General features: G+C 64.0%; 9 protein-coding genes. 7 read left to right on the top strand and 2 right to left on the bottom strand.

Annotated elements, in window-relative coordinates:
* Window positions 1-4 precede the first annotated feature (4 nt).
* The 3 genes from ACWFUC_RS03355 (at window position 5) to ACWFUC_RS03345 (ending at window position 5,594) form a co-directional block, all read left to right on the top strand.
* Window positions 5-1,633, top strand: a complete 1,629-nt coding sequence (locus ACWFUC_RS03355) for an HAL/PAL/TAL family ammonia-lyase (RefSeq protein WP_489624102.1) — start codon at window positions 5-7, stop codon at window positions 1,631-1,633.
* Window positions 1,634-1,872: 239 nt separating this feature from the next.
* On the top strand, window positions 1,873-3,633 hold the full coding sequence (locus ACWFUC_RS03350) for a methyl-accepting chemotaxis protein (RefSeq protein ID WP_489624101.1): 1,761 nt from the start codon (window positions 1,873-1,875) through the stop codon (window positions 3,631-3,633).
* Window positions 3,634-3,833: 200 nt separating this feature from the next.
* On the top strand, window positions 3,834-5,594 hold the full coding sequence (locus ACWFUC_RS03345) for a methyl-accepting chemotaxis protein (protein ID WP_489624100.1): 1,761 nt from the start codon (window positions 3,834-3,836) through the stop codon (window positions 5,592-5,594).
* A 14-nt stretch (window positions 5,595-5,608) separates the two neighbouring features.
* Here ACWFUC_RS03345 and ACWFUC_RS03340 read toward each other — a convergent pair whose 3' ends face one another.
* Together ACWFUC_RS03340 and ACWFUC_RS03335 are read right to left on the bottom strand one after the other, a co-directional pair.
* The gene (locus tag ACWFUC_RS03340) at window positions 5,609-7,066 is read right to left on the bottom strand and encodes a sensor histidine kinase (RefSeq protein ID WP_134134260.1); all 1,458 of its coding nucleotides are present in this window, start codon (window positions 7,064-7,066) and stop codon (window positions 5,609-5,611) included.
* On the bottom strand, window positions 7,066-7,740 hold the full coding sequence (locus tag ACWFUC_RS03335; RefSeq protein ID WP_034331694.1) for a response regulator: 675 nt from the start codon (window positions 7,738-7,740) through the stop codon (window positions 7,066-7,068). Before ACWFUC_RS03335 ends, ACWFUC_RS03340 begins: the two co-directional genes overlap by 1 nt.
* Window positions 7,741-8,022: 282 nt before the next feature.
* Between ACWFUC_RS03335 and ACWFUC_RS03330 the strand changes: the two genes are divergently transcribed.
* The 4 genes from ACWFUC_RS03330 (at window position 8,023) to ACWFUC_RS03315 (ending at window position 13,356) form a co-directional block, all read left to right on the top strand.
* Window positions 8,023-9,003 carry a tripartite tricarboxylate transporter substrate binding protein gene (locus ACWFUC_RS03330; RefSeq protein ID WP_134134261.1) on the top strand — a complete coding sequence of 327 codons (981 nt, stop codon included), beginning with the start codon at window positions 8,023-8,025 and terminating at the stop codon, window positions 9,001-9,003.
* A 79-nt stretch (window positions 9,004-9,082) separates the two neighbouring features.
* Window positions 9,083-10,189, top strand: coding sequence for an ABC transporter substrate-binding protein (locus ACWFUC_RS03325; RefSeq protein WP_489624099.1), 1,107 nt, complete (start codon window positions 9,083-9,085; stop codon window positions 10,187-10,189).
* Between the two features lie 193 nt (window positions 10,190-10,382).
* Window positions 10,383-12,194, top strand: a complete 1,812-nt coding sequence (locus tag ACWFUC_RS03320) for an ABC transporter permease (RefSeq protein WP_121041041.1) — start codon at window positions 10,383-10,385, stop codon at window positions 12,192-12,194.
* A gap of 73 nt (window positions 12,195-12,267) precedes the next feature.
* Window positions 12,268-13,356 carry an ABC transporter ATP-binding protein gene (locus ACWFUC_RS03315; protein ID WP_039783129.1) on the top strand — a complete coding sequence of 363 codons (1,089 nt, stop codon included), beginning with the start codon at window positions 12,268-12,270 and terminating at the stop codon, window positions 13,354-13,356.
* The last annotated feature ends 218 nt before the right edge of the window (window positions 13,357-13,574 follow it).

The following is a 13,574-nucleotide window of genomic DNA, read 5'->3' as shown; positions in this document are numbered from 1 at the left end:
CTCCATGTCCACCATCACCATCGACGGATTCAACCTCACCGCTGCACAAGTCGTCAGCGTGGCCCGCGCCCCTCACCTGAAAGTCGCACTCGCCGAGTCTTCGCGAACGGCCCTCAAGCAAAGCCGCGACTACATCGAAAGCACCTGGATGCACGATGAAGCACCCATGATGTACAGCTTCAATACCGGCGTCGGTTTGCTCAAGGACACCCGCATCAAGGTCGAGCATATCGAGCTGTTCCAGACCCAGCTGATTCGTGCGCACAGCGCGGGTATCGGCGAGCCGTTCTCGGAAGAAGTCAGCCGCGCCACCATGCTGCTGCGGGCCAATGCGTTTGCATCGAATTATTCCGCGCCGCGCGTGGAAGTGGTGGATCGCCTGCTGGCCTTCATCAATGCGGGCATCCATCCGATCATGCCGCAGAAGGGATCGGTCGGTGCCTCCGGCGATCTGGCGCCGCTGGCCTATCTGGCCGCCGCCATTGCCGGATTCGATGAAGCGGAAGTGATGTATCAGGGCCAGCGCATGCGCGCCACCCAAGCCATCGAGCAGGCCGGGATAGGTTCGGTCAAATTTGATCTCAAGGCCAAGGATGCCTCGGCCCTCATCAATGGCTGTACCGCCTCGCTGGCGGTCGCCATCCTCGCCGCGCACGATGCGCGCCATCTGCTGACCGATGCATGCCTGTCGTTGGGGCTGACGCTGGAAGCGATGCGGGCCGAGATGTCGGCCTTCGATCCGCGTATCCAGCAGGCGCGTCCGCATGCGGGCCAGATCAAGACGGCGGAAGTCATCCGCACGCTGCTCAAGGGCTCTACCCGTACCACGCATGAAGCGCGCGCCGTGCAATTGCCCGATGAATTGCGCCGCAACGATATCCCCTACACCGCGCGCATTCAGGATGTGTATTCGCTGCGCTGCGCGCCGCAAGTGTATGGTCCGGTATTCGATGCACTCGACTACATCGATACCATCATCGAGAAAGAGACCAACTCCGCTACCGACAATCCGCTGATCTTCAACAAGGAAGACGGCGAAGGTTTCGAAATCATTTCCGGCGGCAACTTCCACGGCCAGTATCTGGCGCAGGCGATGGACTTGCTGGCCATGGCGATCACCGATCTGGGCAGCATTTGCGAACGCCGTATCGCGCGCCTGATCGATCCGACCCTGTCGTGGGGATTGCCGCGCAACCTGATGAGCGGCGTGCGCGGCGTCAATACCGGCTATCCGGTGGTGCAGTGTTCCATGAGTTCGCTGGTGATGGAAAACCGCACCCTGTGCATGCCCGGCAGCGTCGACAGCATCCCTTCCAAGGGCAACAGCGAGGACCACATTTCCAACTCGACCTGGTGCGCCCGCAAGGCGATGACGGTGGTGCAGAACACGCAATACATCGTCGGCGTGGAAATGTTGCTGGCGGCGCAGGCGCTGACCATGACCGAGGACTTGCTCAAGGACTTCAAGCTGGGGCAGGGTACGCAGGTGGCCTATGACGAGATCCGCCGCCAGATTCCTGCGTGTCTGGAGGGCGATCGCTGGTTCCACGACGACGTGCAGGCCGCGCATGGCTTCGTGGTCAGCGGGTCGGTGCGGGAGGCGGTGATCGCGGCCATCGGGACGTTCGTGTGAAGTAAATGCGAGCCGAGCCATGAGAATTTGATCCCGCAGGCTCAAGTCTGACAAAAAGCTGACGTTCAAGAAGATTGAACGGCAGCTTTTTTCATTTTGGGCACGGCCAATCGGATTGCCTTGCGGCAATCGCATGTTGCGTGTTGTCCGCGCGCATCAGGATATCCCTGATGGCTGGATGACGCGCCCGCAGCCAGACTGCTCTGATCAGCACTCTCACACTCCATCGAGGAACACGAATGAACATCAAGAACATCAAGATCAGCGTACGACTGGCGGCCTGCTTCGGCATCCTGGTCGCGGTCATGTGCCTGATCGCGGGCGTAGGGATGCAGAGCCTGCACAGCATCAGCAAGGCTTCGCGCATTGTTGTCGAGGACCGCTACGTGAAGATCGCGTTGGTGATGGAGATCCGCGAGAACGTCAATTCGGCCGCGCGCAACCTGCGCAATGCCATGCTGGGACGCAACCCCGACGAGGCCAAGCGCTATCTCGACCGCGGTGCGGCCAACAGCGCCAAGACCACGGAGTCCATGAACCAGATCGAAAAACTGATCAGCACGCCGCGCGGCAAGGAATTGTTCAAGGCCATCCAGGACGCGCGTGCCACCTACAGCACGTCGCGCGACAAACTGCGCGAGCTGATCCTTCAGCAGAAGAAGGAAGAGGCCACCGAAGTGCTCTTCAATGAAGTCATTCCCAAGCAGGACCGCTACTTCGACGTCCTCAACGACTTCGTCGCCTTCCAGAGAACGCTGATGGATGAAAGCGTGGCTGAAGGCCAGCAGACCAGCGATTCGGCCATCGCCCTGATGCTGGAACTGTCGGCCGTGGCCATTCTGCTGTGCGTGCTGGCAGCCTGGTGGGTCACGCGTTCCATCACGCGGCCGCTCAATGAAGCGGTGGACGTGGCCAGCGCCGTGGCGCAAGGCGACCTGACGGTACAGATCGGCGAGACCACCCGGGACGAAACCGGCAAGCTGCTGGCTTCGCTCAAGGCCATGAACCAGAACCTGCACCGCATCGTCAGCGAAGTACGGACCGGCAGCGACACCATCAATACCGCCTCCTCCGAAATCGCCAGCGGCAACCTGGACCTGTCGTCCCGCACTGAAGAGCAGGCCGGGGCGCTGGAAGAGACCGCCTCGGCGATGGAAGAACTGACCTCCACCGTCAAGCAAAATGCCGACAACGCCCGCCAGGCCAACAGCCTGGCCGCGACCGCCTCCGACGTGGCAGTGCAGGGCGGCAGCGTGGTGGGGCAGGTGGTGCAGACCATGGGCGAGATCAACGAAGCCTCGCGCAAGATTGTCGACATCATCAGCGTCATCGATGGCATCGCCTTCCAGACCAACATCCTGGCCCTGAACGCCGCCGTGGAAGCGGCCCGTGCCGGTGAGCAGGGACGCGGTTTTGCGGTGGTGGCTTCCGAAGTCCGTACCCTGGCCCAGCGCAGTGCGTCCGCGGCCAAGGAGATCAAAGCCCTCATCGATGATTCGGTCAGCCGCGTGGATAACGGCAGCCGCCTGGTGGAACAGGCCGGTGCCACCATGAGCGAAGTGGTGGCCAGCGTGCGCCGCGTTACTGACGTGGTGGCCGAGATCTCGGCGGCGAGCAACGAACAGAGCGACGGCATCGAGCAGATCAATCACGCCATCGTGCAGATGGACGAAGTGACCCAGCAAAATGCCGCCCTGGTGGAACAGGCCGCCGCCGCCGCCCAGTCCTTGCAGGAACAGTCGGGCCGCCTGGTGGAAACGGTGAGCATCTTCAAGCTCAGCAACCATGAGACGCCGCGTGCGCAGCCCGCGCGCAAGCCGGTGCCGCCCAAGGCCAGCAGCAAGCCGGTGGCCGCCGCGCCGGCCGCACCGGCCAAGGCCGCTGTGGCAGCACCCGTGCCGGCACCCAAGGCCCTGCCCGCGAAACCGGCCGCGCCAGCCAGCGCCAAGGCCGGCGGCAAGGCCATGGCGGCCGATGACGGGGATTGGGAACAATTCTGAACTAACTATCGCAGGCTCAGGGGCCAGGTCCGTCTTCCGGACCTCACCCTGTTTTCTCAAGTATTGGCCAAAAGCGCCGTTCAGCATCTGCTGTCCGGCGCTTTTTTCATGCGTCAGGCGATCCAGTGCGGCGTTGCATTCCGCCAACAATTTGCTGACAGAAAGACATGCATGTCTTCACAGCCAACAATGGGGTAAGTATGAACATCAAAGATATCAGGATCAGCGTCCGGCTGGCCGTCTGCTTCGCCGTGCTCATCGGGGTGATGTGCGTGATCACGGGGATCGCGCTCAAGAGCCTGGACCGGGTCGAGAAGTCCACCGCCGAGATCGTTGAGGACCGTTACCAGAAGATCTCCCTGGCCAGTGACATCAGTGACAACGTCAATGGTGCCGTACGCAGCCTGCGCGATGCCTTGCTCGGCCGCACGCCCGAGGAATCGGCGAAGTACATTGAACAGGGACAGTCCTTCAGCGCCAAGACCGGCAAGGCGCTGGCGCAGATCGAGAAACTGCTTACCAGCCCGCGCGACAAGGACATGCTCAAGATGGTCATGGATGCCCGCAATGCCTACACGCCCTCGCGTGACAAGCTGCGGGAACTGATCAAGCAGAACAAGAAGGAAGAGGGCACCGAATTGCTCTTCAAGGAAGTCGTGCCCGTCCAGGACAAGTACCTCAAGGCGCTCGATGACTTCGTGGCCTACCAGAAGACCATGATGGACGAGAGCGTGGTCCAGGGCAAACAGACCGCCAGTTCCGCCACCAGCCTGATGCTGCTGCTCTCGGGTGCGGCCATCCTGATCTGCGTCGCTGCCGCCTGGCTGGTCACGCGCTCCATCACGGGTCCGCTCAACCAGGCCGTCAGCATCGCCGGTGCGGTGGCGCAGGGCGACCTGACGGTGCGCATCGAGGCCACCACCAAGGATGAGACCGGCACCCTGCTGGCCTCACTGAAGTCCATGAACGAGAACCTGCACCGCATCGTCACCCAGGTCCGCCAGGGGACCGATGCCATCACCACCGCGTCGAAGGAAATCGCCAGCGGCAACCTGGACCTGTCCTCGCGCACCGAAGAGCAGGCCGGCTCGCTGGAAGAGACCGCCTCGGCCATGGAAGAGCTGACTTCCACCGTCAAGCAGAATGCCGACAACGCCCGCCAGGCCAACACCCTGGCCGCCACCGCCTCCGAAGTGGCGGTGCAGGGCGGCAGTGTGGTGGGGCAGGTGGTGCAGACCATGGGAGAGATCAATGATGCCTCCCGCAAGATCGTCGACATCATCAGCGTCATTGACGGCATCGCTTTCCAGACCAACATCCTGGCCCTGAACGCGGCGGTGGAAGCCGCCCGTGCCGGCGAGCAGGGACGCGGCTTCGCGGTGGTGGCCTCCGAAGTGCGCACCCTGGCCCAGCGCAGCGCATCGGCCGCCAAGGAGATCAAGGCCCTCATCGATGATTCGGTGACGCGGGTGGACAACGGCAGCCGCCTGGTGGAGCAGGCCGGCAGCACCATGAGCGAAGTGGTGGCCAGCGTCAGGCGCGTCACCGACGTGGTCGGCGAGATCTCGGCCGCCAGCAACGAGCAGAGCGCCGGCATCGAGCAGATCAACCGCGCTATCGCGCAGATGGATGAAGTCACGCAGCAGAATGCCGCGCTGGTCGAGGAAGCGGCGGCCGCTGCGCAATCCCTGCAGGAGCAATCGCACCGCCTGTCAGAGACGGTCAGCATCTTCCGGCTGGATAGCCAGCATGCGGCGATCGGGGCTGCGACCGCCTACGCCAAGCCGGTGGCCAGCAAGCCAGCTGCTCCCAAGCCAGCGGCACAGAAGCCCGCCGCCGCACCGCCCGCGCCAGCCGTCGCGGTCCCCGCCTTGCCGGCCAAGACGGCCGCCAACGCCGCCATTGCCAAGGCCAGCAGCAAGGCGCCGCCGGCCGGTGACGGGGATTGGGAACAATTCTGAACTAACTCTGGTGATCAGGCGCGCAGCTCGACCACGCCCGGAAAGGCGATGCGCACCACCAGCCCGCTGCCTTGCGCCGGGGCATCCAGCGTGACGCTGGCCCTGTGCATGGCGGCGATCTCGCGCACGATGGCCAGCCCCAGCCCGGTACCCCCCGGGTTGACGTGCTGGGTGGCCCCGGCACGATAGAAGGGTTCGAACACTTTGGCGCGCTCGGCCTCGGCGATGCCGGGGCCGTTGTCTTCCACCTCCAGCAGGGCCGCAGTCGGCTGCCCCGGACGGCGCATGGCGCGCACGCGCAAAGTGACCTGGCCGCCGACGGGCGTATAGCGGATCGCATTGTCCAGCAGGTTCACCATCAGTTCATGCAGCAGCAGGGCATTGGCTTCGATGCCGACGTCGCCCTCTTCCTCGAAGGCCAGCCCGATGCGCCGCGCCACCGCCTGCTGCGACAACTCCAGCGCGACCTGCCGTGCGGCATCGGTGAGCGAGACGCGCATGGTACCGCCCTCGGCCGCGCCATGTTCGGCGCGCGCCAGAGTCAGCAGGCGATTGGCCAGATGTACGGCGGAATCGGTGGTGCGGGCCATGCCCTCCACCAGCTCGCGCAGCTCGGCCGGGTCGAGCCGCGTGCGGCGCAGTTCGCGCAGGGTCAGTTCGGATTGGGTCTTCAATACCGTCAGCGGCGTGCGCAACTGGTGCGAGGCATCGGCGATGAAGCGCCGCTGCGCACTGATGAGGGCCTGCAACCGGCCCATGTAGCCATTCATGGCCTGCACCAGCGGGCGCATTTCCTTGTGCACCAGTGCCGGATCAAAACCGGACAGGTCGGTCGGTGCACGCGACTCCACCTCGCCCTTGAGCTGCATCACCGGACGCAGCACGAAGCGCACCGCGAACCACACCAGCAGCGCCGCCACGGTCACCAGCGTTCCCTGGCGCCACAGCGTGTCGAACAGGATCTTGCGCGTCATGCCGTTGCGGCCCTCCATGGTTTCGCCGACCTGGATCAGGGCGATGCCGCGCATGCTGTCGTCATACACCGGCTGCAGCAGCGCGGCGATGCGGATGGGCTGGTTGTGATAGTCGGCCTGGTAGAAGCGCACCAGGGCCGGATAGACTTCCGAGCGCTTGACGTTGGCGGGGACCGGCGGCAGGTCTTCGTAACCGGACACCAGTTCCCCTTTCAGGCCCGTGACCTTGTAGTAGATGCGGCCCAGGGTATCGGTCTCGAAGCTGTCCAGCGCCACGTAGGGCACGTCGGCCGTGACATGGCCATTGACGATGGAGACCCGCTCGGCCAGCGCACGGGTGGAGGCCAGCAGCGAACGGTCATAGGCCAGGTCGGCCACTTCGAGCGCGTTGTAGTAGACCGAGACCGCGTCCAGCGCCACCAGCAGCGTCAGCGGAATCAGCAGCCAGCGTACCAGCTGGCTGCGCAGGTTGCCCAGTCGGCGGGTGGCCTGCGCCATTACGCGGCCTGCAGCAGGTAGCCCAGGCCGCGCAGGGTGGTGATGCCGACGCGGCCGGCACCCTCGTGTTCCAGCTTCTTGCGCAGGCGGTGGATGTAGATCTCGATGGCGTCCACGCTGGCATTGTCATCCAGCGAAAAGACCTGCTGGAACAATTTGTCCTTCGGGACCGTATGGCCCTGGCGCATGATCAGCACTTCCAGCACCGCGTGTTCGCGCGGGGTCAGCGCCAGCAGTTCGCCGTGATAGGTGAAGGTGCGCGACACCGTATCGAAGCACAGCGCACCACAGGCCACGGTCACCGCTTCCTGGCTCTGCGAGCGGCGCAGCAGGGCTTTCACGCGCGCTTCCAGTTCTTCCAGCTCGAAGGGTTTGGCCAGATAGTCATCGGCCCCCAGGTTGAGGCCGCTGACGCGGTCAGCCAGGCCGCCGCGTGCGGTCAGGATCAGCACCGGCGTGCGGCTGCCGCGCGCACGCATGCGTTTGAGGACTTCCAGTCCATCCATGCGCGGCAGGGTCAGGTCGAGGATCACCAGCGCATAGTCTTGCGTGAGCAGCAGGCTGTCGGCGTCGGCACCGTTGTGCGCGCACTCCACCGTCAGGTGGGCGTCGCGCAGGGCTTTGGACAGCCAGCGGGAAAGTTCGATATGGTCTTCGACCAGCAGGATGCGCATGCGGCGGCCCTTTTACTTTTACTTGTACGTTGCGGTACGGCTTGTCTCCAGCGCGGATGCTAACAGATGGGCCGCCGCCTTTGAAACGTCCTCATCCGGCCATTGTGGAAACTGCGTAGCATTGATCCCACACTGACAGCTTCGCTGAAAGCCGGCTGAAAGGCTTTTCTTGTACGATGCGCCCATATCAAAAAATCCAAGCCGGAGACACATCATGACCACCCTTGGGTCCGGACCCGTCCGTACCGTTCTTCCCGCCTCCCGTTTCTGCTGCTGACCGCCATGAAGGCGGACCGCTCGCATCGTTGGCACCACTGTGTTCGCTTGCTGGCCGCCTGTCTGCTGGCCTGTGCGATGCCGTGCGCGCTGGCGGCCGAGTGCATCGTCCCGGCCAAGCCGGGCGGCGGCATGGACGCCTCGTGCAAGCTGTTGCGCCGGGCCATGCAGGAAGAGGGCGGCAAGCAGGACTTCAAGGTGGCGTATTTGCCCGGCGGCATCGGGGCGGTGGCCTGGAGTTCGGTGGTCTCACAGCGGCGCGGTGGGCCGGAGACGCTGGTGGCGTTTTCGGGCGGCTCGCTGCTCAGCCTGGCGCAAGGCAAGTATGGCCCCGCCGATGTGGGCGACGTGCGCTGGGTGGCCGGGATCGGTATCGATCACGGCATGATCGCGGTACGTGGCGATGCGCCGTGGCGCAACCTGAAGCAGTTGCTGGAAGCGATCCGCAAGGATCCGTCGGCGGTGACCGTGGGTTTGTCCGGGACCGTGGGCAGCCAGGACTGGCTGAAGATGGCGCTGCTGGCGCAGCAAGCCGGTTTTACGCCGAGGCAGTTCCGCTTCGTGGCGCTGGAAGGCGGCGGTGATTCGTTTGCCGCCTTGCAGGCCGGGCACGTGCAGGTGATTTCGGGCGATACCTCGGAAGCCGCCTACTTCATGGCCGACGGCAAGGTGCGCATCCTGGCGGTGCTGTCCGAGCAACGGCTGCCGGGCCCGCTGCAGGCAATACCGACCGCACGCGAACAGGGTTACGAGGTGGTGTGGCCGATCATTCGCGGCTTCTACATGAGCCCGCATGCGCCGGAGGCGGACTACCGGCGCTGGGTCCGGTATTTCGACCGGGTACTGGCCGATCCCGAATTCGATCGCCAGCGCAGTATCGGTGGCTTGCAACCCTTTGCCATGACCGGCAAGCCGCTCTCGGATTACATCGCGCAGACCGTTGCGCGTTATCGCAGGCAGTCCCAGGAGTTGGGCCTGGTGCGCTGATCAGCCAGGTTGCACACGCCGTCAGGCGTGCTCTGCAGCCGGGCCGGCGCAAGGTCCGTTTCATCATCAAGGAGAATCCATGTTGCACAAACGTCGCCTGAGCATTGCGCTCGGCCTGGCCCTCGCTTTGCCCGTCACTTTCAGCGGTGTGGCCCATGCCGACACCCCCGCCGGCTATCCCGCCGATTACGCCAAGGTCATCGAAGGGGCCAAGAAGGAAGGCAAGGTCGTGATTTACAGCACCACCGATTCCAAGGCGGCCGAAGCGCTGATCAAGGATTTCGGTGCGCTCTACCCGGGCGTGAAGGTCGAGTACAACGACATGAACTCCACCGAAGTCTACAACCGCTTCATCTCCGAAGCCGCCGCCGGTGGTGCCACGGCTGACGTGATGTGGTCCTCCTCCATGGACCTGCAGGTCAAGCTGGCCTCCGAAGGCTATGCCGTGGCCTACAAGTCGCCGGAAGCGGCGGCCCTGCCGACCTGGGCCAACTGGAAGGACACCGCCTACGGCACCACCTTCGAGCCGGCTGCCATCGTCTACAACAAGCGCCTGGTGACTGAGGCCGAAGTGCCGACCACCCACGACGAGTTCACCAAGCTGCTGGTCAGCAAGCAGGAAAAATTCAAGAACAAGGTCACCACCTACGACATCGAGAAGTCCGGCGTCGGTTTCAGCCTGATGACCTATGACCTGAAGCACAATCCGCATTTCTGGGACTTCGCCAAGGCCATGGGCGGCGTGGCTGCGCGCGTGCAATCCTCGACCGGCACCATGCTCGAGCGCATCTCCTCGGGTGAAAACCTGATCGGCTACAACATCCTCGGCCCCTACGCCCTGGTGCGCGCCAAGAAGGACCCGTCCATCGGCGTGGCCTTCACCAAGGATTACAACCTGGTGCTCTCGCGCGTGATCTTCATCAACAAGGCCGGCAAGAACCTCAATGCCGCCAAGCTGTGGGTGGACTACATCCTCTCCAAGCGCGGCCAGACCATCATCGCCAATGATGCGCAGCTGTTCGCCATCCGTGGCGATGTGACCGGAGCCACCACCTCGGCCGAACTGACCAAGCAGCTGGGTGCGTCGCTCAAGCCCATGCCGGTCTCCACCGAACTGCTGGAATACCTGGATCAGAAGAAGCGCCTGGACTTCCTGAAGCAGTGGAAGGAAGCCACCAAGAAGTAAATTTTTTAAATCAATCCTGTTACGGGCCGGGGAGTCCGCAGTGCCAAGGGCGTCACGCCTTCGATACGACCCTGCGGGTCTACTCAGTCCGAACGGGATGTTTGTCATCACCGCGCAAGTTCGTTGTTTCGGAGCGCGGCCCTGGCCGCTTCCCTGCCTGTCCTGATCCATCTGCCCACTCATGAGGCGCACCATGCAAACCACCACAACGCTACCGCGCAGCGAGCCAGCCCTGCCGACCCGCCGTTTCCGGCTGAACTGGCCGCGCGGCCTGGTCGTGCTGCTGGCAGCCCTGGCCATCTTCGTGCCGCTGCTGCTGATCTTCTATCAAAGCTTCCTGTCGGCCCCGTTCTTCGCGCCGGTCAAGACGCTGACCTTCGATTCCTACCGCTTCATCTTCGATGACCCGGACTTCCGCCAGGCCTTCGTCAATGGCCTCACGCTGGCCACCGGCCTGGCGCTGATCGCCGTGCCGCTGGGCGGCATGCTGGCCTTCCTGATGGTGCGTACCGACCTGCCGGGCCGCAGCTTCATCGCTCCCGCGCTGATGGTGCCGATCTTCGTCTCGCCCATGGTGATCGGCTTCGGCTACGTGGTCTCGATGGGGCCGGTCGGCTTCTACACGGTATGGGTCAAGAACCTGCTGTCGGTGTTCGGTTTCGAGGGCGATCCGTGGAACATCTATTCCTTCACCAGCATCGTCATCATCGCCGGCTTGACCCACGTGCCGCACGTCTACCTGTATGCCTCGGCCGCCCTGCGCAGCCTGGGTTCGGATGTGGAAGAAGCGGCCCGCGTGGCCGGTGCCTCGCCGCTGCAGGTCGCGCTCAACGTCTCGCTGCCGATGATTACCCCGGCACTGGCCTACTCCGGCGTGCTGGTGTTCTTCCTCGGCTTTGAAGTGTTCGGCCTGGTGCTGGTGCTGGGCGATCCGGAAGGCCACCTGGTGCTGCCGACCTATCTCTACAAGCTCACCAACAAACTGGGTACGCCTTCGTATCACCTGATGGCGGCGGTGGCCGTCTGCCTGGTGGCGGTGACCATGCCGCTGGTGATGCTGCAGCGCTGGCTGCTGCGCTCGGCCAACAAGTTCGTCGCCATCAAGGGCAAGGGCGCGCGCCAGAAGGCGCTGCCGCTGGGCAAGTGGCGCTGGGTGGCGTTCACTCTGATCGCCGGCTGGCTGCTGTTCACGGTCATCATCCCGCTCTCGGGCATCGGCCTGCGCACCTTCGTTTCGCACTGGGGCGATGGCGTCAACTTGCTGGACGTGCTGACCTTCGAGAACCTGTTGAACGTGTGGGATCAACCCTCGCTGGTGCGCGGCATCATCAACACGGTGCTGATCGGCGTGATCGGCGGCGCCCTGGCCGTGGCCTGCTATACCGCCATCGCCCTGGCCATGCACCGCAAGCAGGATGGCGTGACGCGCTTCCTCGACTACAGCGTGCTGGTGCCGCGTGCAGTGCCGGGCCTGCTGGCCGGCTTGTCCTTCCTGTGGGTGTTCCTGTTCGTGCCCTCGCTGCTGGACTCGGCCTTGAAGGGCATCGACAACCCCATCGCCCTGTGGCTGGTCGACAGCTTCATCCCCGCCCTGCGCGGCCTGCGTTCGACCATCTTCTCGGTCTGGCTGGCGTACTCGGTGGTGTGGATGGCCTACGGCCTGCGCCTGATCAACACCGCCCTGCTGCAAGTCGGCCCGGAACTGGAAGAAGCCGCCCGCGCGGTCGGTGCCTCGCGCTCCCGCGTCACGCGTGACGTCACCATTCCGCTGGTGCGCTATGGCCTGGTAGGTGCCTGGCTGATGGTGTTCCTGATCTTCGAGCGCGAGTACTCCACCGGTGTCTACCTGCTCTCGCCCGGTACCGAGGTGATCGGCTCGATGATCGTCTCCATGTGGGCTGCCGGCGCAGTGGAACTGGTGGCTGCACTGTCCTTCATCAACATCACGCTGGTGGCCGTGGGCCTGGGCATTGCGCTGCGCTTCGGCGTCAAGCTGCACGACTGACCTGCACCGATAGCACGGCCGGTACCAAGGGTGCCGGCCTCCCGATACAGCAAGAGCATCCTGAGGAATCATCATGACCGAACTTTCCGTCAACGACCTGCACCTGGACTATGGTACCGGCGCCTCCGCCAACCCCATCCTGAAGGGTGTTTCCATGCAACTGCAGCGCGGCGAAGTGGTGGCGCTGCTGGGTCCCTCCGGCAGCGGCAAGACCACGCTGCTGCGCGCCGTGGCCGGGCTGGAATCGCCCAAGGCCGGCACCATCGACATCGGCACCCGCCGCGTTTTTGATGGCGCACGCAACTTCGAGATGCCGGCCGAAGAACGCAATCTGGGCCTGGTGTTCCAGTCCTATGCGCTGTGGCCGCACAAGACCGTGGCCGACAACGTCGCCTATGGCCTCAAGCTGCGCAAGACACCCTCGGCCGAGATCGCCAAGCGCGTCAAGGAAGTGCTGTCCCAGCTGGGCCTGGGCCATCTGGGCGAACGCTATCCGCACCAGCTCTCCGGCGGCCAGCAGCAGCGCGTGGCCATCGCCCGTGCGCTGGTCTACAACCCGCAGGTGATCCTGCTGGACGAACCGCTCTCCAACCTCGACGCCAAGCTGCGCGAGGAAGCACGCGCCTTCCTGCGTGAACTGATCGTGCGCCTGGGCCTGTCGGCGCTGATGGTGACCCACGATCAGGGCGAGGCCATGGCCATCTCCGACCGTATCCTGCTGCTCAACAATGGCCGCATCGAACAGCAGGGCACGCCGCAGAGCATGTACCAGACCCCCAATACCCTGTTCACCGCCGAATTCATGGGCAGCAACAACAAGCTGGCGGCCGAGGTGGTCAGCCGCGAGGGCGACCGCGTGACCGTCAAGCTGGATGGCGGCACGGCGGTAGCGACCCTGCGCGGACGCGAGGATGCCAAGCCCGGCGAGCAGCTCACCGGCATCATCCGGGTCGAGCAGGTGCGTATCGCGGGTGAGCAGACCGGCAATGCGATTCGCCTGCCGCTCTCGACCTGCATGTACCTGGGCGACCGCTGGGAATGCCTGTTCAAGGTCGAGGGCGGACCGGCCGGTTCGGTCGGCCTGCGCGCCTACGCACCGCAGCGCCTGGACCAGGGCGAATACTGGCTGTCGCTGCCGGAACAGGCCTTGTGGGCATTCTGAAAAACTAAGGTGGCCGAACGGGATGTCTAAGTTTCCCGTTCGGAAAAACTTAGTTTTTTGACGTTTCATCGCATCGATGAAAACCAGCGAGCAAGGCTACCCGCCATCCCCTCGCTCACCCGGAAAAGCCATCAGGAGTACACCGGGTGCATGAACAGAAGACGTCGCACGGCAAGGCCGTGCCGACGCCATCCAACGCTTTCAACCAAGGAGACCTC

It is taken from the genome of Herbaspirillum sp. Her4 (genome assembly GCF_057961335.1).
This window is presented reverse-complemented; position numbering and strand designations above follow the sequence as displayed.

Bases quoted from the DNA above. Each gene is read 5' to 3' on its own strand.
- ACWFUC_RS03355 (WP_489624102.1), top strand. From the start codon at position 5: ATGTCCACCATCACCATCGACGGATTCAACCTCACCGCTGCACAAGTC.
- ACWFUC_RS03350 (WP_489624101.1), top strand. From the start codon at position 1,873: ATGAACATCAAGAACATCAAGATCAGCGTACGACTGGCGGCCTGCTTC.
- ACWFUC_RS03345 (WP_489624100.1), top strand. From the start codon at position 3,834: ATGAACATCAAAGATATCAGGATCAGCGTCCGGCTGGCCGTCTGCTTC.
- ACWFUC_RS03340 (WP_134134260.1), bottom strand. From the start codon at position 7,066: ATGGCGCAGGCCACCCGCCGACTGGGCAACCTGCGCAGCCAGCTGGTA.
- ACWFUC_RS03335 (WP_034331694.1), bottom strand. From the start codon at position 7,740: ATGCGCATCCTGCTGGTCGAAGACCATATCGAACTTTCCCGCTGGCTG.
- ACWFUC_RS03330 (WP_134134261.1), top strand. From the start codon at position 8,023: ATGAAGGCGGACCGCTCGCATCGTTGGCACCACTGTGTTCGCTTGCTG.
- ACWFUC_RS03325 (WP_489624099.1), top strand. From the start codon at position 9,083: ATGTTGCACAAACGTCGCCTGAGCATTGCGCTCGGCCTGGCCCTCGCT.
- ACWFUC_RS03320 (WP_121041041.1), top strand. From the start codon at position 10,383: ATGCAAACCACCACAACGCTACCGCGCAGCGAGCCAGCCCTGCCGACC.
- ACWFUC_RS03315 (WP_039783129.1), top strand. From the start codon at position 12,268: ATGACCGAACTTTCCGTCAACGACCTGCACCTGGACTATGGTACCGGC.